Raw genomic sequence first — 20,561 nt, forward strand, 5'->3', positions numbered from 1 at the left:
AAGGTGGAACCCATGACGACTCCTGCCTGGGACCCCGCCCAGTACCTCCGCCACGCCGGTCACCGCGCCCGCCCCTTCACCGACCTCCTCGCCCGGATCCCCGCACTCCCCGGCGAAGTCCCGGCCGTCGCCGATCTCGGCTGCGGCCCCGGCAACATGACCGCCCTGCTCGCCGAACGCTGGCCCACCGCCCGCATCACCGGCTACGACAACTCGCCCGAGATGCTCGACAAGGCACTCGTGGAGTACGCGGGCCCCACGGCCGGCGGCGGCCGCCTGGACTTCTCCCACGCCGACGTCCGCACCTGGGCGCCCGAGCGGCCGTACGACCTGATCGTCAGCAACGCCACGTTCCAGTGGGTCCCCGGGCACGCCGAGCGGTTCGCCGAGTGGATCGCCGGCCTCGCTCCCGGCGGCACCTTCGCCTTCCAGGTCCCCGGCAACTTCACCGCCCCCAGCCACCGGATCATGCGCACCCTCGCCGAGTCCCCCCGCTGGCGGGGCCGCCTCGCCGAGGCCCTCCGCCACGACGACGCCGTCCTCACCCCCGAGGCCTACCTGGAGCGGCTGACCGGGCTCGGCTGCACCGCCGACGTCTGGGAGACGACGTACATCCATCTGCTGACCGGCGAGGACCCGGTCCTCGACTGGGTGAAGGGCACCGGACTGCGCCCGGTCCTCACCGCCCTCGCCGACGATCCCGGGGCCCGCGACGCCTTCCTCGCCGAGTACCGGGCCGCACTGCGCGAGGCCTACCCGGCCGGCCCGCACGGCACCCCGTTCCCGTTCCGGCGCATCTTCGCCGTCGCCCACAAGGAGGAGAACTGATGCTCGCCGCCCTCGACCACGTCCAGCTCGCCGCCCCGCCCGGCTCCGAGGACCGGCTGCGGACGTTCTACGTGGACACCCTCGGCATGACGGAGATCCCCAAACCGCCCGTGCTCGCGGCGCGCGGCGGCTGCTGGTTCCGGGCCGGCGAGATCCATCTGCACGTGGGGATCGAGCAGGCCTTCCGGCCGGCCAGGCAGGCCCACCCGGGCCTGCTGGTGACGGGTATCGAGGCGTACGCGGCCCGGCTCACCGCCCGCGGCACGCCCGTCGCCTGGGACGGGGACCTCCCCGGCCACCGCCGCTTCTACTGCGAGGACCCCGTCGGCAACCGCCTGGAGTTCCTGGAACCGGTCCGCTGAGCCGCCGTTTGCCCCGGCCCGGTCACGGTCACCCGGTCCAACGACAGCCGACTACCGACCCGTCAGGGGTGATCGACGGTGGCACGAGAGCAGAAGGCCAAGGCCAAGAAGGAACAGCTCAAGGGCAAGGCCAAGGAGATCGGCGGGCGTGCGATCGGCGATCGGCCGATGGAGATGGCGGGCCGCGCCGAGAAGGCCAAGGGTGACGCCCGCCAGGCCAAGGAGAAGGCCAAGGACATCTTCAAGCACTGAGGAGGTTTTCAAGGGCCCGGCGGGCGGTCTCACGCCTTGCGGTGCCCTATCAGCCGCGGCTTCTGCTCCAGGCCGTCCAGGCCGTGCCAGGCCAGATTGACCAGGTGGGCGGCGACCTCCGCCTTCTTCGGGCGGCGCACGTCCAGCCACCACTGGCCGGTCAGCGCCACCATGCCCACCAGCGCCTGCGCGTACAGCGGCGCCAGCTTGGGGTCGAAGCCCCGCGACTTGAACTCGCGCCCGAGGATGTCCTCCACCTGGGTGGCGATGTCCGAGATGAGGGACGCGAAGGAACCCGTGGACTGCGGGATGGGGGAGTCCCGGACCAGGATCCGGAACCCGTCCGTGTACTCCTCGATGTAGTCGAGCAGGGCGAACGCGGCCTGCTCGCACAGCTCCCGCGGGTGCCCGGCGGTGAGGGAGCCGGTCACCATGTCCAGCAGCCGGCGCATCTCACGGTCGACCACCACCGCGTACAGCCCCTCCTTGCCGCCGAAGTGCTCGTACACCACCGGCTTGGAGACCCCGGCCTTCGCCGCGATCTCCTCCACCGAGGTGCCCTCGAAACCCTTCGCGGCGAAGAGGGTGCGACCGATCTCCAGCAGTTGCTGGCGACGCTCCGCACCGGTCATCCGGGTGCGACGCGCCCGCCGCGGCTTTTCGGGACTGGGGGTGCTGGAGTCGGTCGCCACGGCATCAATCATGCCGCCTCGGCGGTCTCCGCCCCTCGTCGGGAGCCGCCTTCCCCGCTGTTGCGGCGCGAATCGATACGTGAGCGTGATGGCCACCGCACGTCGTACGCCCAGCCCAGTTGCTCGCACCAGCGGATGATCCGCGCCGACGAGTCCAGCTGGCCGCGCTCCACCCCGTGCCGGGCCGAGGTCGGGTCGGCGTGGTGCAGGTTGTGCCAGGACTCGCCGCAGGACAGGATCGCCAGCCACCACACGTTGCCCGACCTGTCCCGGGACTTGAACGGCCGCTTCCCCACGGCGTGGCAGATCGAGTTGATCGACCAGGTCACGTGGTGCAGCAGCGCCACCCGGACGAGTGAACCCCAGAAGAACGCGGTGAACGCGCCCCACCAGGACATCGTCACCAGGCCGCCGATCAGCGGCGGCAGCGCCAGCGAGAGCACGGTCCAGTAGATGAACTGCCGGGAGATCGCCCGGATCGCCGGGTCCCGGACCAGGTCCGGCGCGTACTTGTCCTGCGGGGTCCGCTCCTCGTCGAACATCCAGGCGATGTGCGCCCACCACAGGCCCTTGAGCAACGCCGGCACGGTCTCCCCGTACCGCCACGGCGAATGCGGGTCGCCCTCCGCGTCGGAGAACTTGTGGTGCTTGCGGTGATCGGCCACCCAGCGCACCAGGGGCCCCTCCACCGCCAGCGAGCCCGCGACCGCCAGCGCGATCCTGAGCGGCCGCTTCGCCTTGAAGGAACCGTGGGTGAAATAGCGGTGGTAACCGATCGTCACGCCGTGGCAGCCCAGATAGTAGAAGAACACCAGCAGGCCCAGGTCGAGCCAGCTCACGCCCCCCCACCCCCACGCCAGCGGCACCGCCGCCAGCAGCGCGAGGAACGGCACGACGATGAACAGCAGCAGGGTGATCTGCTCCAGCGAGCCTTTCCGCTCGCCGCCCAGGGTGGCGGGCTGGAGCGAGCCGTCGGCCGCCTTCCGGGGGTCTTCGATCACATCGGAACTTGACGAGGTCATGCGCGTCCCCTGGGGGGTCGAGGGTTGAGACAGGTGCCGATCCGCGGCGACCGAGCGGGACGATAAGGGTTCTTCCCTACGGTTCCGTAACCTACGGCGACGTAAGTATGGCAGCGGGGCGTCTCTCAGCAAGAGCCCCGCAGCCTGCGCGTCCTCATGGACACCTATCCTTGAAGTCGGTCGGACAGCGCGGTCCGCTCTGTTTCCTTCCCGGATGTCCGGCCCCTATGCGGACAGGCCCCGCCTGCCGCCCGGCCGCCTGACGGGTTCCCTCCAGACGAGCTTCAACACTGCAAGGAGCCGCACCTGTGAGCAGTGCCGACGACCAGACCACCACGACCAGCAGTGAGCTGCGCGCCGACATCCGCCGGCTGGGTGACCTTCTCGGCGAGACCCTCGTCCGGCAGGAGGGCCCCGAGCTGCTGGACCTCGTCGAGAGGGTCCGCCGCCTCACCCGCGAGGACGGCGAGGCCGCCGCCGAACTGCTGCGCGGCATCGAACTGGAGACCGCCGCCAAGCTGGTCCGCGCCTTCTCCACCTACTTCCACCTGGCCAACGTCACCGAGCAGGTCCACCGCGGCCGCGAGCTGCGCGCCCGCCGCGCCGCCGAGGGCGGTCTCCTCGCCCGCACCGCCGACCGGCTCAAGGACGCCGACGCCGACCACCTGCGCGAGACCGTCCAGAACCTCAACGTCCGTCCGGTGTTCACGGCGCATCCCACCGAGGCCGCGCGCCGCTCGGTCCTGAACAAGCTCCGGCGTATCGCCGCGCTCCTGGACACCCCGGTCATCGAGTCGGACCGCCGCCGCACCGACACCCGCCTCGCCGAGAACATCGACCTGGTCTGGCAGACGGACGAACTCCGCGTCGTCCGCCCGGAGCCCGCCGACGAGGCCCGCAACGCCATCTACTACCTCGACGAACTGCACGCCGACGCCGTCGGCGACGTCCTGGAGGACCTGACCGCCGAACTGGAGCGGGTCGGCGTCAAGCTCCCCGACGACACCCGCCCCCTGACCTTCGGCACCTGGATCGGCGGCGACCGCGACGGCAACCCCAACGTCACCCCCCAGGTCACCTGGGACGTCCTCATCCTCCAGCACGAACACGGCATCAACGACGCCCTGGAGATGATCGACGAACTGCGCGGCTTCCTCTCCAACTCCATCCGCTACACCGGTACGACCGAGGAACTCCTGGAATCGCTGCGCGCCGATCTGGAACTGCTGCCGGAGATCAGCCCCCGCTACAAGCGCCTCAACGCCGAGGAGCCCTACCGCCTCAAGGCCACCTGCATCCGGCAGAAGCTGGTCAACACCAAGCAGCGCCTGGCCACCGACACCCCGCACCAGCCCGGCCGCGACTACCTGGGCACCGCCGAGCTCCTCGCCGACCTGCGGCTGATCCAGGCCTCGCTGCGCGAGCACCGCGGCGGCCTGTTCGCCGACGGCCGCCTGGCCCGGACGATCCGCACCCTGGCCGCGTTCGGCCTCCAGCTCGCCACCATGGACGTCCGCGAACACGCCGACGCCCACCACCACGCCCTCGGCCAGCTCTTCGACCGCCTCGGCGAGGAGTCGTGGCGCTACGCCGACATGCCCCGCGAGTACCGTGCCAAGCTCCTCGCCAAGGAACTCAGGTCGCGCCGGCCGCTCGCGCCCACTCCGGCGCCGGTGGATGCGGCCGGGGAGAAGACCCTCGGGGTGTTCCAGACGGTGAAGAAGGCTCTGGAGGTGTTCGGGCCCGAGGTCGTCGAGTCGTACATCATCTCCATGTGCCAGGGCGCCGACGACGTCTTCGCCGCCGCTGTCCTGGCCCGCGAGGCCGGCCTGATGGACCTGCACGCCGGCTGGGCCAGGGTCGGCATCGTCCCCCTCCTGGAGACCACCGACGAACTCAAGGCCGCCGACACCATCCTGGAGGACATGCTCTCCGACCCCTCCTACCGGCGCCTGGTCGCCCTGCGCGGAGACGTCCAGGAAGTCATGCTCGGCTACTCCGACTCCTCCAAGTTCGGCGGCATCACCACCAGCCAGTGGGAGATCCACCGCGCCCAGCGCCGCCTGCGCGACGTCGCCCACCGCTACGGCGTACGCCTGCGCCTCTTCCACGGCCGCGGCGGCACCGTCGGCCGCGGCGGCGGCCCCTCCCACGACGCCATCCTCGCCCAGCCCTGGGGCACCCTCGAAGGCGAGATCAAGGTCACCGAACAAGGCGAGGTCATCTCCGACAAGTACCTCATCCCCTCCCTCGCCCGGGAGAACCTGGAACTGACGGTGGCCGCCACCCTGCAGGCCTCCGCCCTGCACACCGCCCCCCGCCAGTCCGATGAGGCCCTCGCCCGCTGGGACGCGGCCATGGACGTCGTCTCCGAGGCCGCCCACGCCGCCTACCGCGAACTCGTCGAGGACCCCGACCTGCCGACGTACTTCCTCGCCTCCACCCCCGTCGACCAGCTCGCCGACCTGCACCTGGGCTCGCGGCCCTCCCGCCGCCCCGGTTCGGGCGTCTCGCTCGACGGCCTGCGCGCCATCCCCTGGGTGTTCGGCTGGACCCAGTCCCGGCAGATCGTCCCCGGCTGGTTCGGCGTCGGCTCCGGCCTGAAGGCGCTGCGCGAGGCGGGCCTGACTGCAACATTGGGAGGAGAGGGCGTCCTGGACGAGATGCACCAGCAGTGGCACTTCTTCCGCAACTTCGTCTCCAACGTCGAGATGACCCTCGCCAAGACCGACCTGCGGATCGCCCAGCACTACGTCGACACCCTCGTCCCCGACGAGCTGAAGCACGTCTTCGACACCATCCGCGCCGAACACGAGTTGACCGTCACCGAAGTCCTGAAGATCACCGGCGAGAGCGAACTGCTGGACGCCACCCCCGTCCTCAAGCAGACCTTCACCATCCGCGACGCCTACCTCGACCCGATCTCCTACCTCCAGGTCACCCTCCTCAAGCGCCAGCGCGACGACGCCGCCGCCGGCGCGGAACCAGACCCCCTCCTCGCCCGCGCCCTCCTCCTCACCGTCAACGGCGTCGCAGCCGGCCTGCGCAACACCGGCTGACCAGCGCCACCGCACATGGCTGTGCCCCCGGGGTCGTACACCCGGGGGCACAGCCGTATGTGCTCACTGCACTGCGAAGAAAGCCGCCGTCAGCAGCGCGATCCCCGAACCGCCCAGCGCCCACGCCACCCGGGTCAGCCGCAGCCCTCCGGCGACCACCACCGCCGCCAGCAGCAGCGCGCCGCCCAGCGGCACCCAGGCGAGCAGGATCCCGGCGGGGCCGGACCGGACCACCTCGTCGGTGCCGGGCTTCACGATCACGTCGTAGGTCTGCCCCTTGCGCACCGCCACCGACTTGTCGACGACCACCCGGGAGCGCGCGGAGGCGCCGGAGGCGGCCGGGGTGAACGGGCCCGTGCAGGTGTCCGCACCGCACGCGGTCACCGCGACCGTGCCCCGCTCCTTGCCCTTCGTCAGCATCACGTGCTGCGCCGTGCCCCAGGAGCCCCACACCCCGCCGACCAGGATCAGCACGGCGACCGCGCCCATCGACACGACCCGGCCCAACCGCAGGGCGGCGACCGGAGGCGTACGGGAGGAGGGGACCGAGGCAGCAGGCATGGCCGGGATCATTGGCCATGTCCCTACGGCCGGTCAACTGCGGTGGGGGACAAGTCAGGAGTTGTACGAGCTTTGCGCCCGCTCCAGTCCCTCGGTGACCAGCGCCTCCACGGCGTCGGCCGCCCGGTCCACGAGGTAGTCCAGTTCCTTGCGCTCGGCCGAGGAGAAGTCCTTCAGCACGAAGTCCGCGACCGGCATACGACCCGGAGGGCGCCCGATCCCGAACCGCACCCGGTGGTAGTCGGCACCCATGGCCTTCGTCATCGACTTCAGCCCGTTGTGGCCGTTGTCGCCGCCGCCGAGCTTGAGCCGGAGGACGCCGTAGTCGATGTCCAGTTCGTCGTGGACGGCGACGATGTTCGCCACCGGCACCTTGTAGAAGTCGCGCAGCGCGTTCAGCGGGCCGCCGGACAGGTTCATGTACGACATCGGCTTGGCCAGGATCACCCGCCGGCTCCCCGGACCCGGCGCCCCCAGCCGCCCCTCCACGACCTGCGCCTGCGCCTTGCCGGCCCGCTTGAACTTCCCCCCGATCCGCCCGGCGAGCAGGTCCGCGACCATGAAACCGACGTTGTGCCGGTTCATCGCGTACTCCGGTCCGGGGTTGCCGAGGCCGGCGATCAGCCAGGGGGCGTTGGCGGGGGTGGTCACGTCCATCTCACTTCCTGATCCGCACGGTGCGTAGCGCCGTGGCACCTTCCCGTAGTCTCCAAAAGGGCCGGTTCGGGCTGGACCGCAGCCTTCGGGTTGGAAGCCCGCCGCTTCGGCGGTGGGCGGAGTCACGTCTCCTTGATACGCGCGCGCGATGATGCGATGCGAGGAGGAGAGCGAGCGCGCCTACAGCGCGCTCACGCTGTACGTCAGCCGCTGCCCCTGCGGGGGAACAGCGGCTGACGAAGCGACGAAGGTGAGGATCAGGCCTCGGCGACTTCCTCGCCCGCCGCGCCCTCTTCGCCCGCAGGGGCTTCCTCGGCCTGCGCGGCCAGGACCTGCAGGACGACCGCGTCGTCCTCGACGGCCAGGGTCACGCCGGACGGCAGGGTGATGTCCTTGGCGAGGACGGAGGCACCGGCCTCCAAGCCCTCGACGGAGACGGTGACGGACTCGGGGATGTGGGTGGCCTCGGCCTCGACCGGCAGCGCGTTCAGCACGTGCTCCAGCAGGTTGCCGCCCGCGGCCAGCTCGCCCTCGGTGTGCACCGGGATCTCGACGTTGACCTTCTCGCCGCGCTTGACCAGCAGCAGGTCGACGTGCTCCAGGAAGCCCTTGATCGGGTCGCGGACCACGGACTTCGGGATCGCCAGCTCGTTGGACTTGCCGTCGATGTCCAGGGAGATCAGGACGTTCGGGGTACGCAGCGCGAGCAGCAGCTCGTGGCCCGGGAGGGTCAGGTGGATCGGGTCCGAACCGTGGCCGTACAGGACACCGGGGACCTTGCTGTCGCGGCGGATACGGCGGGCGGCGCCCTTGCCGAACTCGGTGCGCGACTCGGCGGCGATCTTCACCTCGGACATGGTGATCACTCCTCGTAGAGGTAGAACGGACGTGGTCACCCGGCCACGAACGGCCTGCTACGAAGAGCGCGTCGATAACGGACCGCCGACACCTGTACAGAACAGGTACGGCCTCCCTCGCCGAGCAACTTGTGCAGTCTACTCGGCGGGGGAGGCCGTACCAAAAGGATCTTCAGCGCGGGCGGTGCAGGCCGTGCGCCCTGTGCAGAAACCTCACTGCACGGTGCTCACAAAGCGCCGCTCACTGCTCGTCGAAGAGGCTCGTCACCGAACCGTCCTCGAACACCTCGCGCACCGCGCTCGCGATCGTCGGCGCGATCGACAGCACCGTGATCTTGTCCAGGTCCCGGCCCAGCTCGCCCGGCGTCGGCAGCGTGTTCGTCAGCACGAACTCGCTCACCCGCGAGTTCTTCAGCCGGTCCGCCGCCGGACCCGAGAGCACACCGTGCGTCGCCGTCACGATCACGTCCTCGGCGCCGTGCGCGAACAGGGCGTCCGCCGCCGCGCAGATCGTGCCGCCGGTGTCGATCATGTCGTCGACCAGGACACAGACCCGGCCCTTGACCTCGCCCACGACCTCGTGGACGGTCACCTGGTTCGCCACGTCCTTGTCACGGCGCTTGTGCACGATGGCCAGCGGCGCACCGAGCCGGTCGCACCAGCGGTCGGCGACCCGCACCCGGCCGGCGTCCGGGGACACGATCGTCAGCTTGTCCCTGTCCACCTTCCCGCCCACGTAGTCCGCGAGCAACGGGAGCGCGAACAGGTGATCCACCGGACCGTCGAAGAACCCCTGGATCTGGTCCGTGTGCAGGTCCACGGTCAGGATCCGGTCCGCACCCGCCGTCTTCATCAGATCGGCGATGAGCCGCGCCGAAATCGGTTCACGGCCACGGTGCTTCTTGTCCTGCCGCGCGTAACCGTAGAACGGCACGATCACCGTGATGGAACGCGCCGACGCACGCTTCAGCGCGTCGATCATGATCAGCTGCTCCATGATCCACTGGTTGATCGGAGCCGTGTGGCTCTGGATCACGAAGCAGTCGGCGCCGCGCGCCGACTCCTGGTAGCGGACGTAGATCTCGCCGTTCGCGAAGTCGAAGGCCTTGGTCGGTACTACCCCGACACCCAGCTGGTGGGCGACCTCCTCGGCAAGCTCGGGGTGGGCGCGGCCGGAGAAGAACATCATCTTCTTCTTGCCGGTCGTCTTGATCCCGGTCACAGCACTGTCTCCTCAGAGGTGTCTCAGCCGTACAGCTGGATGTCCAGCGACCTCTGCGCCGGGCGCATGAGGCCGAAACAGCTGGTTAGGTGCGGGTGTGCACTTATCACGGTACGACGTCTTCGGCGCACCTGTTTCCGGTCAGTCCTCGCTCGCGCCCTGCCGGGAAGCCGCCTCGGCGGCCTTCGCCGCCGAGCTCCCCGGACGCTTCCGGGCCACCCAGCCCTCGATATTCCGCTGCTGACCGCGGGCCACGGCCAGCGAACCGGGCGGTACGTCCTTCGTGATCACAGACCCGGCAGCGGTGTATGCACCGTCCCCGACCGTGACAGGCGCCACAAACATGTTGTCCGAACCCGTCTTGCAGTGCGACCCGACGGTGGTGTGGTGCTTGTTCTCACCGTCGTAGTTCACGAACACGCTCGCCGCGCCGATGTTCGAGTACTCGCCGATCGTCGCGTCGCCCACGTAGGAGAGATGCGGGACCTTGCTCCCCTCCCCGATCTTGGCGTTCTTGGTCTCCACATAGGTGCCGATCTTCCCCTTGGCCCCCAGCCGCGTCCCCGCCCGCAGATAGGCATACGGTCCCACGGTCGCGTTCGGACCGACATGGGCGGAATCGGCCACCGTGTTGTCCACCCGCGCCCCGGCGCCGACCCGGGTGTCCTTCAGCCGGCAGTTCGGCCCGACCTCGGCGCCCTCGCCGAGGTGCGTGGAGCCCTGCAGCTGCGTCCCCGGGTGGACGATGGCGTCCCGCTCGAAGGTGACCGTCACGTCGATCCAGGTGGTCGCCGGGTCCACGACCGTGACGCCGTCCAGCATCGCCCGCTCCAGCAGCCGGTCGTTGAGGATCCGGCGGGCCTCCGCCAGCTGCACCCGGTTGTTGATCCCGGCGATCTCGCGGTGGTCGGCGGCGACCGACGCACCGACCCGGTGCCCGGCCTCGCGCAGGATCCCCAGCACGTCCGTCAGATACTCCTCGCCCTGGCTGTTGTCCGTGCGCACCTTCCCCAGCGCGTCCGCGAGCAGCTGCCCGTCGAACGCGAACACACCCGAGTTGATCTCCCGGATCGCCCGCTGCGCGTCGGAGGCGTCCTTGTGCTCGACGATGGCCGTCACGACGCCGGACGCGTCGTCGCGCACGATACGGCCGTAACCGGTCGCGTCCGGGACCTCGGCGGTCAGCACGGTCACGGCATTGCCGTCGGCGTGGTGGGTCCCGGCGAGCCGGGCGAGGGTCTCGCCGGTGAGCAGCGGAGTGTCACCGCAGACGACCACGACGGTCCCGTCGACCGCGCCGCCCAGCTCCTCCAGCGCCATCCGCACCGCGTGCCCGGTGCCGTTCTGCCGCTCCTGCACGGCCGTACGGACGGCCGGGTCGACCGCAGCGAGATGCGTGCCGACCTGCTCGCGCGCGTGCCCGACGACGACGACCAGGTTCTCGGGGTCCAACTCACGGGAGGCGGCGAGCACATGACCCACCAGGGAACGGCCACAGATGTCGTGCAGGACCTTGGGTGTGGCCGACTTCATACGGGTGCCCTCACCCGCTGCGAGAACGACGACGGCTGCCGGGCGAATGGCGCTCACGGAGTTGCCCTTCGGCTTTTTGGATGGGTGGGGGTGACATCCGCAGGATACCGGGGCGTTTCGTGGGGGACATGAGAGCGGGCCCTGACGGGACTGTCAGCGGTCAGGGCCGGAAAGAGTGCGGCTCCCCCGCCAGGACTCGAACCCGGACAGATGGCACCAAAAGCCACAGTGCTGCCAATTACACCACGGGGGAACATATCGACGAAACCGGACATTCAGTCGGGTCGTCGAGCGGCGCCTCCTACTATGCCGTACCAGGCGCCTTCCATGCGACGATACAAGTCGGCGCTCTTGAGTACATAGATGGTCAGGCAGCCTCGATATGCTTCCGAGGTGTTCTTGCGGCTCGTCCTCGGGTTGTGCTTCTTGATGGTGGTCCTCTGGAATTCGGAAGGCTTCACGCCCGCCAGATCTGCCCAGAACTCCTCGACGGCCGACACATTGGCCGACTCGTGGATGCTCACCCGGAAGCGCAGGCGCTCTCGCTCCACGCCGAGCATGCTGAGCCAGTGTAGGTAGAAGCTGATCACGTTCGGGTCGCTGTTGATGAATTGCAGTCTCTCGCGACGGTTGTACGACTTGTCCTTGGAGCCCTCTGCCCAATAGAGGGCCACGCCCGTCAGGAAGACTTCACGGTCGGACAGCTCGCCGACGGCCTGTTCGGCGGTCGCCTTGGCGTGCCGGCGTTCGTTCTCGCGGCGTTGCAGGGTTGCCTCCTGGCCTCGCCTGGCGATCGCCGAGGACTCCTCGGGCGTGCGCTTCCGCTCCGGCCTCGGCAGGTCCCGTACCCACAACGAGATCGAACTCTTCGAGCACCCCAGCTCCACCTGGATCCGGTCGTACGTCCAGCCCTGGAGCCGTAGCTCTCGCGCTTTGCCCCGCAAGTCGTCCTTCGCGTTCGGTCGCTTCGTCCATTCCGGGGGCGGCTCGCCCTCCAGGAGGCGGTTGAGGATGTCGTTGTTGTCCACGTGCAGCCGGTCGCGGATCTGGCGACGGCTGAGTCCGGCCCGCCGCAGCGCCACCGCTTGCTCCCGGAGCCCTTCGAAGTCCTGATATTTGGTGTGTGGATGTGCCATGGGCATACCGTCCGGGTGGAATGATCGATTCCGGCGCCGAACGAGCGTGGTTCAGCAGTTCGAGGGATACCGGTGGGTTTCGGTGTTGTTCGGTTACGGAGGGTGGTGCAGGCCAGTAGACGAAACTCACCGGAAAAGCCCACCCTCGCGCCCGTAGGCTGGACGCATGACCACGACGGGGGCAGACCGCACGACGGCCTTGGCAGGGCCGTGGTGGTGGTCGCGGTGGCGTAGTGCGGCGCTGGACGGTGGTCTGGCGCTGGTGTCGGCGCTGGAGTGCGGCGCCGAGGGCATCCCGTTCGCACGGGATGCGGGGGTTCCGGTGTCTGCCGGGACCGTGTTCGGTTTGCTGGCCGGCTCGGTGCTGTTGCTGCGCAGGAAATGGCCGATCGCCGTCGTGCTCGTGTCGATCGCGATCACTCCGGCCCAGATGGGCTTCCTGATGGGCATCGTCGGCCTCTACACCCTCGCCGCGGCCGAGGTACCGCGCCGGATCATCGTGGCGCTGTCGGGGATGACCCTGCTGGGCACGTTGATCGTGACGTTCGTGCGGGTGCGGCAGAGCATGGCACGCGGGGATCTCACGCTCGGGGACTGGTTCGTCCCCTTCGCGGCGCTGGCGACCTCGCTGGGGCTGACCGCGCCTCCGGTGCTGCTGGGCCTCTACGTGGGCGCGCGGCGGCGGCTGATGGAGAGCCTGAGGGAGCGGGCGGACAGCCTGGAGCGGGAGCTCCAGCTGCTCGCGGAGCGCGCCGAGGAGCGTGCGGAGTGGGCGCGGGGCGAGGAACGGACGCGGATCGCGCGGGAGATGCACGACGTCGTCGCGCATCGGGTGAGCCTGATGGTGGTGCATGCGGCGGCGTTGCAGGCGGTGGCGCGGAAGGACCCGGAGAAGGCCGTGAAGAACGCGGCACTGGTGGGTGACATGGGGCGCCAGGCGCTGACGGAGCTGCGGGAGATGCTGGGGGTGCTGCGCTCCGGGGAAGGTGACCGGCGTCGTACGGTGCCGGCGTCCGCGGCCTTGCCGTTGGCCGCGGTGGGGGTGGCCGCCGCGGTGGCGGCTTCGCGGGTGGCCGAGGAGGAGGGGCCGTATCTGTCGGAGCTGGAGGAGCTGATCGGGCAGTCGGCGGCGGCCGGGATGGTGGTCGATCTGTCGGTGGAGGGGGACGCGCGGTCGTACGCGGTCGAGGTGGAACAGACGGCGTACCGGGTGGTGCAGGAGGCGTTGACGAACGTCCACAAGCACGCGGCGGGCGCCAAGACCCATGTGCGGCTGGCGCATCGGATGGCGGAGATCGCGATGCAGGTGGAGAACGAGCCACCGCCGGAACCGGCGTCGGCGGCCTCGGCGGGCCTGCCGTCCGGCGGCAACGGTCTGGTGGGCATGCGCGAGCGGGTGCTGGGGCTCGGCGGGGTGTTCGTGTCCGGGCCGACGGACGCGGGGGGTTTCCGGGTGTCGGCGGTGATTCCGGCGGCGTGAGCGGTTTTGGTGAGTGAGTGGGTGGGTGGGTGGGTGAGCCGGTGGCTGTCGGTCGCCGGTCGGGGCGGGTGGGTGCCGGTCAGGCGTGGGTGGTGAGGCGTTGGGGTTCGACGCCTGCGATGAGGGTGGTGAGGCCGTGGTCGATGTCGGGGCCCACGTACCAGTCGCCGGTGTGGTCGAGGGTGTAGACGCGGCCCTCGGCGTCGATGGCGAGGAGCGAGTGGGTCTCGGTCTCCGCGCCCAGCGGGCAGACCTCGGTGTCCAGGGCGCGGCCGAGGTCGCCGAGGGTACGGGCCAGGTGCAGGCCGTGCAGGGGGTCGAGGTGGAGGGTGGCGGGGGCGATCTGGCGGCCGGGCCCGGTGGGGTTGATGTGCAGGCCGCCGAATTCGGCCCAGGCTTCTACGGCGGCGGGGAAGACGGTGTGCCGGTGTCCGGCGGGTGAGGCGTGCTCGCGGAGGGCGTCGGCCCAGACCTCGGCCTGTTTTATGTCCCAGCGTCCGGGTTGCCAGCCGGCGGCGCGCAGAGCTGCGTCGACGGGCACGGAGAAGCGGGTGGTGGAGGTGCGGTCGGGGTGCATCTGTCCTTAGTTCGTGTGCGTGTGCGGGTGCGGGTGCGGGTGCGGGGCGGCGGTGGTGGTGTGTTGCGTGGGTGGTGGAGCGGGGTGCTGCGTGGCTGTGGGTGTGCTGTGGGTGTGCGTCAGTCGTCGGTGGCGGTGGGGTCGACGATGCGGACGCCGAAGTGGGCGGTGAGGGCGGAGCAGGCCCGGCAGGGGGCGGCGAAGCTGCCGTGCAGGGGGTCGCCGTCCTCGCGTATGCGGCGGGCGGTGAGCTTGGCCTGCTTGAGGGCTTTGCGGGCTTCGCCGTTGGTCATGGGTTTGCGGGTGGCTCGTTTGCTGCGGGCGCTGTCGGCGGAGGCGATGTGCCGTGAGATGAGGATGGCCTCGGCGCAGCGGCCGGTGAAACGGTCGCGTTGTCCGCTGGGCAGGGTGTCGAGGAACTCCTGGACCAGCGGGTGCAGCGGGGGCGGCTGGTCGCCGCGGGCCGCGGTGCCGGTGAGGGTGGCGCCGCGGACCGAGAGGGCGGCGGCGACGGTGGGCAGGATGCCGTCGCGGCGGTGCCGGAGGGCGGGCGCGGGAGGTATTTCGGAGCTGCTCCAGCCGATGCGGGGGTCGCCGTTGGTGGCGCCGTGACTGGCGCCGGGCATGGCGGTGTGCGGTCCCGTCTGTGTGACGTTCATGATCGTCTTCCCCTCCCGGGCATCCCCCCGAAAGTCACAGACTGCCAAATCCCGTGGCGGGTGCGGAAGCTGGGGCGGTGCGACACGCCCGGGTTTGGGCAGGCTGTCACGGCAGGGTGACGGCTGGTCACGGAAGCGGAGGCCCGGTGACCGGGGTTCGCGTACCGCATAGGCTGTCGGCACCGCGATGGGCGCGGTCGACGCGTCTGGGACGTGGGAGAGACAGCCGGATACGGGCCGTGGCGCGCTTTGGGGTGCGGTTTCGGTTCGTACAGAGTGCCGCAGGGGGCAACCGTCATGACGACAGGTCGGCTCGGGCTGGGGGCACCGCCCAGCCGCCAGGCCGGAGGACAAGCCGTGCCGCCGAACTCGGCCTACGCCGGGCAGGTCGTGCATTTCCCGGATCCGGTCCGGGCGGCACGTCACCCGAGAGGGGTACGCGTCGACGAGCACGGCTACCCCGATTTCTCGCCCTACGCGCGCGCGGCGGCGGAGATCGCGGACCCGCCGGAGGGCTTCGGCGTCGACGAGTTGCGGCTGACGGACTACGTGTCGGCGAACGCCGTGCTGTCCGCCTCCGGGCATGAACTGTGGGACACGGTCCCGCCGGTGGCGACGCCGCACGGCTGGACGTGGCATCACGTGGCCAGGTCGCGGCGGCTGGAGCTGGTCCCGGTCGAGGTGAAGGCGTTGCTGCGGCATCACGGCGGGGTGGCGACGGCCCGGGTGGACCAGGGCAAGCGGGGCACGCGCCCGCTGCAGGAGACGCGCCCGGCCCATGTCGGGCTGCCCAAGTCGGGCGTGGCCGTGTCGGAATCGCAGGTGCAGGGTGTCGAGGAGGACCTCGGCTACCGGTTGCCGGGTGCGTACCGCTCCTTCCTGAAGGCGGCGGGCGGGTGCGCGCCGGTCGGTACGGCGCTGGACGCCGAACTCGGTCTGCTCATCGACCAGCCGTTCTTCACGGTCCGCGACGAGGCGGCGGTCAACGACCTCGTGTACGTCAACAAGTGCCTGCGCGACCATCTGACCAAGGACTACCTGGGCGTGTGCTTCGTGCAGGGCGGTCTGCTGGCGGTGAAGGTGAAGGGCGACCGGCTCGGCTCGGTGTGGTTCTGCGCGTACGACGACGTACGCGACGTGGATCCGACGTGGTCGCCGGCCGAGCGGGTGGAGCGGCTGCTGCTGCCCTGCGGTGAGGACTTCGACGTGTTCCTGTCCGGGCTGGCGGGCTCCCCGCCGGAACTGGAGACGGTGGCGAACCTGATGGTGGACGGCGGTTTCGCCCGTGCCGTCTCTGTTGGCTCGGGGGAGTGAGTTTCGGCATGGTGACGTTCGCGCAGGCGCAGGAGCGCGCGGAGGAGTGGATCAACGGGGACGTGCCGGCGTACCAGCACCGTGAGGTGCGGGTACGGGAGTTCGGCCTCGGGTTCGTGGTGTGGGGCGAGGACCGGGCGGAGGGCCCGCGTTCGGACGCGGGCGGGCAGCGGCTGGTCATCGCCCGGGACAGCGGCGACGCGACGCTGTGGCCGGCGCTGCCGGTGGGCGAGGTGATCCGCCGGTACGAGGAGGAGTACGGCCGTGAGGCGGAGGTCGCCGACGCGGTACCGGCGCCCGCGGCACGGGTCGACCTGAACCAGACCTCGTTCCTGTTGAGCCCGCCGGAGTGGCTCCAGGAGGCGGCGGACAAGCTGGGTATCCCGGATCGGCGATCGGGAGGTGACGGGGCGTCGGCCGAGGGGGCGGCCGGGGGGTCCGGGGTGGGCTCCGGTGTGGGTTCCGGTGTGGGGGCCGGTGCGGGCTCAGGTATGGGTGCCGGGGTGGGGGCTCGTGCGGGTTCCGGTGTGGGGTCGGGGATGGGGTCCGGTGGGCTTGCGGAGACTGAGGCGGGGGTGCCGGCAGGTGCCGGTGGGGTTGGTGGGGTTGGTGGGGTTGGTGCCGGGGTTGGTCCGGCAGGGGGGAGTGGGGCTTCTTGGCCGGCGGCCGGGGGCGGTGCCGGTGGCGCGGGTGGCGCCGGAGTGGGTGCGGGCGCGGGGGCGGCTGCCGGGGCGCAGGGTGCGCCTGGTGCGCCGGGCGTACCCAACGTGCCTGCCGGCGCGACCCCTTGGGCGGGCACCGACACGAACGGCGATGCCGGTGAGGATCGTTCCGTGCCGTTGCCCGCGACGGTGTTCGCACCGCCGCTGAGCGACTCCGACGACGGTGCGCTGGGGGACGCCGAGACCGCGCTGATGGCGGGAGGCAGCCAACTGCCGCCCACGGCGGTGTCTCCGGCGCTCGACGACGCGAGCGCGCCGGGCGGGCAGGGCGGGCAGGGCGCGCACGGTGTGCAGGGTGGTGTATCGCGGGCGCCTGGAGCTGCTGGTGCGCCGGGGATGCCGGGTGCACCCGGGGCGCACGGCGCGGCCGCCGCGCCCGGCGCGCCGCAGGGCAGCACGCCCCCGCCGCCTCCGCCGGGCGCCCCGACGTACGGCTACCCGCAGGGGCCGGCGGCGGCTCCGGGCACGCCCGTGCCGGGCGCGCCGGGCGCGTCGGCCAATCCGCCGGCGCCCGCGGCTCCGCCCGCGCCTTCTTACGGCTATCCGCAGGGCCCCGCCGCTCAGAGCTACGGCTACCCGCAGGCGCCGGCCGGTGCTCCGGCCGCGCCCCGGCCTCCGGCGGGTCCGGCCGCGCCGAGCCGCCCTCTGGCACCGAACGCCGGTGACATAGCCGACGCCGCGACGAGCCGGGCCGCACCTCCTCCGCGCAAGGCGCGTGGTGCGGCCGGTGCGCCGCCTCCGCCGCCGGGCGCCCCGGGAACGCCGGGCGCACGCCCGGGAGGCACGCCCCAGCCGCCCGCGCCGGGTGCGCCGGCGGGCGGGTATGCGCCGACGCAGATGGTGTCGGCGTTGGGTCCCGAGGGGCCTGGGGGGCCGGCGCAGGCGCCGGGCGCGCAGACTCCGCCGGGCGCCCCCAACCCGCCCGGTGCGCCGGGTGCTCCGGGTGGCACGCCGCCCGGCGATGTCCATCGGTCGGACACGATGCTGGCCGACCCGAGCGGAATGGGAGCGGGCGCGCCTCAGCCCCCGCGAGCCCCGGGCATGCCGAATCCGCCCGGCGCTCCTGGAGCACAGGGCGCCCCGGGTGTACCCCCGGCGCCCGGCGCACCGCCGCTGTCGCACGCCCCGGGTGCACCTTTCGCCCCGGGCGCACCGCAAGCCCCGGGCGCCCCCGGCGTGCCTCCCGCGCCCGGTGTCCAAGGCTCTGCCGGTGGTGCGCGTGGGGCGGTCCACCACGCGGAGACCGTCTTGGCCGCGCCTCCGGTGGGCGCCCCGGGCGCACCGCTGCCCCCACCCGCCCCCGGCGTACCCGCGGCCCCGGGCGCCCCCGGTATGCCGCCGGGCGCCCAGCAGATGCCGCCGCCGATGGCGGCCGGTGCGATGCCTCCGCCCGGGCAGCCCGGGCCGGGGCAGCAGCCGTCGGCGTACGGCTACCCGCAGCAGGGGCAGCCGACCGTGGGCCCCGGCTACCAGGCGGTGCTGCGCTACCGCGCGCAGGACGGTTCGGAGCAGCAGCTGATCCGGCGTTCGGCGCCGGGGACGCCGCACCCGGAGTGGCAGATCTACCACGAGCTGCGGGCGATGAACGTGCCACCGGACCAGGTGCTGGAGCTGCACACGGAGCTGGAGCCGTGCGAACTGCCGGGCGCCTACTGTGCGCGGATGATCCGGGAGCAGTGGCCGCAGGCGCGGCTCGCGAGCATCGCGCCGTACGGGACGGATCACGCGAGCCGGCAGCAGGGGATGCGGCAGTTGCTGGCGCACCAGGGCGAGCTGCACCAGGTGGCCGCGGGTCCCGCGCGGCCCGCGCCGGTGCGGGCGCCGTTGCCGCAGGTCCAGGCGGCGCCGCCGATCCCGCCTGAGGCGATCGCGCAGGAGCTGGGAGCGGCGTTCGGGCCGGGCGTGTTCCGGTTCGAGCAGGCGGCGGTGTCGCGGCAGGGTGTGCCGCCGATCGTGGCGCACACGCTGGTCGCGGCGGGACTGCCGCTGGACATGGGGCCGTTCTTCTGGGCGCAGGCCCAGCCGGGCCGTCCGGTGCCGACGCTGGCGGAGCTGGCACAGGAGCGCGGGGTGCAGCCGGCGCCGGACGCGGGGTCGTACCTCGTGATGGGCACCGACTTCGGCAAGGCGGTCTGTGTGCAGTACGGCACCGCCAACATCGTGGCCGTGCCGGTGGAGGCGGGGCCGGGCGGGGCGTCCGTGCCGCCGCAGTTCGTCAACACCGGGCTGCCGGAGTTCGCGCGCTGCCTGGCGCTGCTGGGCCGGATGTGGCGGCTCAGGTTCGGCCTGAACCAGGAGCAGGCGGGCCGCTGGACCGTCGACTTCCAGGCCCAGTTGGCCTCCCTGGACCCGGCGGCGCTCGGTTCGCCGGAGAGCTGGTGGTCGGTGCTGCTGGAGCAGATGTGGGACGGCCTGCTGTAACGCGGCGGTAGGAACGACCGGTGGGGGCCGGTCCGGTCGGGTGACCGGACCGGCCCCCACGCGCGTGTGCACGTCTTGACCCGGGATCGGGTCGGGCGGGGGTGCTGGGCCGGTACCGCGACCGCGGGGCGCGCGGCTGTGCGTTCGCGCCCCTTGGTGCTCTCGCGGGCCTCGATACGAGACGCGACGCTTCGGCCGTGACATGTCTGCGGAGTGTCGCGTTATGAACACTTACGCCCTATCCATCAAGATGTGCGCGAAATCATCATTTCGTGCGGGTCCGCGGAGAGGGGTTCCAGGGTGAGCAGCGCATCGATGTCGCCGTACGGCTTCGTGACCGTCCGGGGGCGTGGTTACCGCCCCGACCAGATCGACGCGTTCCTGGTGGCGCTCTCGCTGGACAGGGACGCCGCGTGGGAGCGTGCCGCGCGGCTCACCGTGCTCGCCAAGGACATGGAGGCGGAGGCCGTGCGGATGCGTGCCGTCGTCGAGCAGCTCCCGCCCCAGACCTACGAGACGCTCGGGGACCGCGCGCAGCGGGTGTTCCGGCTCGTGGTGGACGAGGCGTCGGCCGTTCGCGAGAACGCCCGGCGCGCTCTGATCGACGGGGTTGTGCAGGCGGAGACGTGCGCTGAGAACGAGCGCTGTGCGGCGCAGGAAGCGGCGGACGCGCTCCGCGCGGACGCCGAGGAACGTGCCCGCCAGCTGCTTCTCGCCGCGCGCGCCGAGGCCGACGAGATCCGCATCAGCGCGCGGCTGGAGGTGAAGGAGGCGCGCGGCGAGGCTCTCGCGGCCTTGCGCGAGCTGCGGCAGCGCACCACCGGGATGCTCGCCGAGCAGGCCAAGGAGCACGCCGAACGCTGGATCGAGGCGGAGGACGAGGAGGCCGCGCGCGCCGCCGAGGCCGATGCGCAGATGGCCGACCGCATCGCCCGTGCGGAGGCCGCCCTGTCCGAGGCGAAGCGGGCCCTGGGCGAGGCGGAGGAGTGGGAGCACCGTTCGCAGGAGGCGGCACGGGTGCGTGCCGACGAGATCCTCGCGGAGGCGCGGGTCCGGGAGGAGCGCATCGCGCGGGAGACCGAGCGGGTGCTGCGCGAGCACGGGGAGACCTGGGACGACGTACAGGCGCACATGGACCACATGCGCGACAGCCTCATGACCCTGACGGGGCGTGCGACGGCCGAATAGCGCCCCGCCCCACGCCCTC

Annotated in this window: 18 protein-coding genes and 1 tRNA gene; 8 read left to right on the forward strand and 11 right to left on the reverse strand. The window is 71.5% G+C overall.

Going from position 1 to position 20,561, the window contains the following annotated elements:
- Positions 1–12 precede the first annotated feature (12 nt).
- The 3 genes from ACGFZQ_RS27305 (at position 13) to ACGFZQ_RS27315 (ending at position 1,442) form a co-directional block, all read left to right on the forward strand.
- Positions 13–828 carry a trans-aconitate 2-methyltransferase gene (locus tag ACGFZQ_RS27305; protein WP_393842522.1) on the forward strand — a complete coding sequence of 272 codons (816 nt, stop codon included), beginning with the start codon at positions 13–15 and terminating at the stop codon, positions 826–828.
- Positions 828–1,190 (forward strand): VOC family protein, encoded by a 363-nt coding sequence (locus tag ACGFZQ_RS27310; protein ID WP_393842523.1) that lies wholly within the window; start codon positions 828–830, stop codon positions 1,188–1,190. The genes ACGFZQ_RS27305 and ACGFZQ_RS27310 overlap by 1 nt, the downstream gene beginning before the upstream one ends.
- A 78-nt stretch (positions 1,191–1,268) precedes the next feature.
- A complete protein-coding gene (locus ACGFZQ_RS27315) occupies positions 1,269–1,442 on the forward strand; it encodes a CsbD family protein (protein WP_393842524.1) in 174 nt (57 codons plus the stop codon).
- Between the two features lie 29 nt (positions 1,443–1,471).
- Here the strand turns inward: ACGFZQ_RS27315 and ACGFZQ_RS27320 are convergent, their stop codons facing one another.
- Positions 1,472–2,146 carry a TetR/AcrR family transcriptional regulator gene (locus ACGFZQ_RS27320; protein WP_351706674.1) on the reverse strand — a complete coding sequence of 225 codons (675 nt, stop codon included), beginning with the start codon at positions 2,144–2,146 and terminating at the stop codon, positions 1,472–1,474.
- The gene (locus ACGFZQ_RS27325) at positions 2,143–3,156 is read right to left on the reverse strand and encodes an acyl-CoA desaturase (protein ID WP_393842525.1); all 1,014 of its coding nucleotides are present in this window, start codon (positions 3,154–3,156) and stop codon (positions 2,143–2,145) included. Before ACGFZQ_RS27325 ends, ACGFZQ_RS27320 begins: the two co-directional genes overlap by 4 nt.
- Before the next feature lie 308 nt (positions 3,157–3,464).
- On the opposite strand from ACGFZQ_RS27325, the gene ppc reads away from it, so the two are divergent.
- The gene (ppc, locus tag ACGFZQ_RS27330) at positions 3,465–6,215 is read left to right on the forward strand and encodes a phosphoenolpyruvate carboxylase (RefSeq protein WP_393842526.1); all 2,751 of its coding nucleotides are present in this window, start codon (positions 3,465–3,467) and stop codon (positions 6,213–6,215) included.
- A 63-nt stretch (positions 6,216–6,278) separates the two neighbouring features.
- On the opposite strand, the gene ACGFZQ_RS27335 is transcribed toward ppc, so the two are convergent.
- From ACGFZQ_RS27335 to ACGFZQ_RS27365, 7 genes are all read right to left on the reverse strand, one after another.
- Positions 6,279–6,788 carry a hypothetical protein gene (locus ACGFZQ_RS27335; protein WP_393842527.1) on the reverse strand — a complete coding sequence of 170 codons (510 nt, stop codon included), beginning with the start codon at positions 6,786–6,788 and terminating at the stop codon, positions 6,279–6,281.
- Positions 6,789–6,830: 42 nt separating this feature from the next.
- On the reverse strand, positions 6,831–7,433 hold the full coding sequence (gene pth, locus ACGFZQ_RS27340) for an aminoacyl-tRNA hydrolase (RefSeq protein WP_393842528.1): 603 nt from the start codon (positions 7,431–7,433) through the stop codon (positions 6,831–6,833).
- Between the two features lie 257 nt (positions 7,434–7,690).
- Positions 7,691–8,290: a 50S ribosomal protein L25/general stress protein Ctc gene (locus tag ACGFZQ_RS27345; protein ID WP_382540809.1), complete on the reverse strand. Its 600-nt coding sequence runs from the start codon at positions 8,288–8,290 to the stop codon at positions 7,691–7,693.
- 241 nt (positions 8,291–8,531) lie between these two features.
- Complete coding sequence (locus tag ACGFZQ_RS27350; RefSeq protein WP_362570082.1) at positions 8,532–9,512, reverse strand: ribose-phosphate diphosphokinase; 981 nt, start codon at positions 9,510–9,512, stop codon at positions 8,532–8,534.
- Between the two features lie 141 nt (positions 9,513–9,653).
- Positions 9,654–11,102, reverse strand: a complete 1,449-nt coding sequence (gene glmU / locus ACGFZQ_RS27355; RefSeq protein ID WP_393842529.1) for a bifunctional UDP-N-acetylglucosamine diphosphorylase/glucosamine-1-phosphate N-acetyltransferase GlmU — start codon at positions 11,100–11,102, stop codon at positions 9,654–9,656.
- A 124-nt stretch (positions 11,103–11,226) separates the two neighbouring features.
- Positions 11,227–11,298, reverse strand: a tRNA-Gln gene (locus tag ACGFZQ_RS27360).
- 22 nt (positions 11,299–11,320) lie between these two features.
- A complete protein-coding gene (locus ACGFZQ_RS27365) occupies positions 11,321–12,181 on the reverse strand; it encodes a hypothetical protein (RefSeq protein WP_393842530.1) in 861 nt (286 codons plus the stop codon).
- A 166-nt stretch (positions 12,182–12,347) separates the two neighbouring features.
- Here ACGFZQ_RS27365 and ACGFZQ_RS27370 point away from each other — a divergent pair, with 166 nt between their 5' ends.
- Positions 12,348–13,661, forward strand: a complete 1,314-nt coding sequence (locus ACGFZQ_RS27370) for a sensor histidine kinase (RefSeq protein WP_393842531.1) — start codon at positions 12,348–12,350, stop codon at positions 13,659–13,661.
- A gap of 79 nt (positions 13,662–13,740) precedes the next feature.
- Here ACGFZQ_RS27370 and ACGFZQ_RS27375 read toward each other — a convergent pair whose 3' ends face one another.
- Positions 13,741–14,238 carry an SUKH-3 domain-containing protein gene (locus tag ACGFZQ_RS27375; RefSeq protein ID WP_351738891.1) on the reverse strand — a complete coding sequence of 166 codons (498 nt, stop codon included), beginning with the start codon at positions 14,236–14,238 and terminating at the stop codon, positions 13,741–13,743.
- Between the two features lie 119 nt (positions 14,239–14,357).
- Positions 14,358–14,897: a YwqJ-related putative deaminase gene (locus ACGFZQ_RS27380; protein ID WP_393842532.1), complete on the reverse strand. Its 540-nt coding sequence runs from the start codon at positions 14,895–14,897 to the stop codon at positions 14,358–14,360.
- A gap of 297 nt (positions 14,898–15,194) precedes the next feature.
- Between ACGFZQ_RS27380 and ACGFZQ_RS27385 the strand changes: the two genes are divergently transcribed.
- The 3 genes from ACGFZQ_RS27385 to ACGFZQ_RS27395 all read left to right on the forward strand — a co-directional run bounded on the left by ACGFZQ_RS27385 (position 15,195) and on the right by ACGFZQ_RS27395 (position 20,542).
- Entirely contained in the window at positions 15,195–16,211 is a 1,017-nt protein-coding gene (locus ACGFZQ_RS27385) for an HNH endonuclease (protein WP_393842533.1), read from the forward strand.
- Between the two features lie 8 nt (positions 16,212–16,219).
- Positions 16,220–19,354 carry an SUKH-4 family immunity protein gene (locus ACGFZQ_RS27390; RefSeq protein WP_393842534.1) on the forward strand — a complete coding sequence of 1,045 codons (3,135 nt, stop codon included), beginning with the start codon at positions 16,220–16,222 and terminating at the stop codon, positions 19,352–19,354.
- A gap of 300 nt (positions 19,355–19,654) precedes the next feature.
- The gene (locus tag ACGFZQ_RS27395) at positions 19,655–20,542 is read left to right on the forward strand and encodes a cellulose-binding protein (protein WP_393842535.1); all 888 of its coding nucleotides are present in this window, start codon (positions 19,655–19,657) and stop codon (positions 20,540–20,542) included.
- Positions 20,543–20,561 lie beyond the last annotated feature (19 nt).

Origin of the sequence: Streptomyces sp. NPDC048254 (assembly GCF_043201895.1) — a bacterium.
GTDB lineage: Bacteria > Actinomycetota > Actinomycetes > Streptomycetales > Streptomycetaceae > Streptomyces.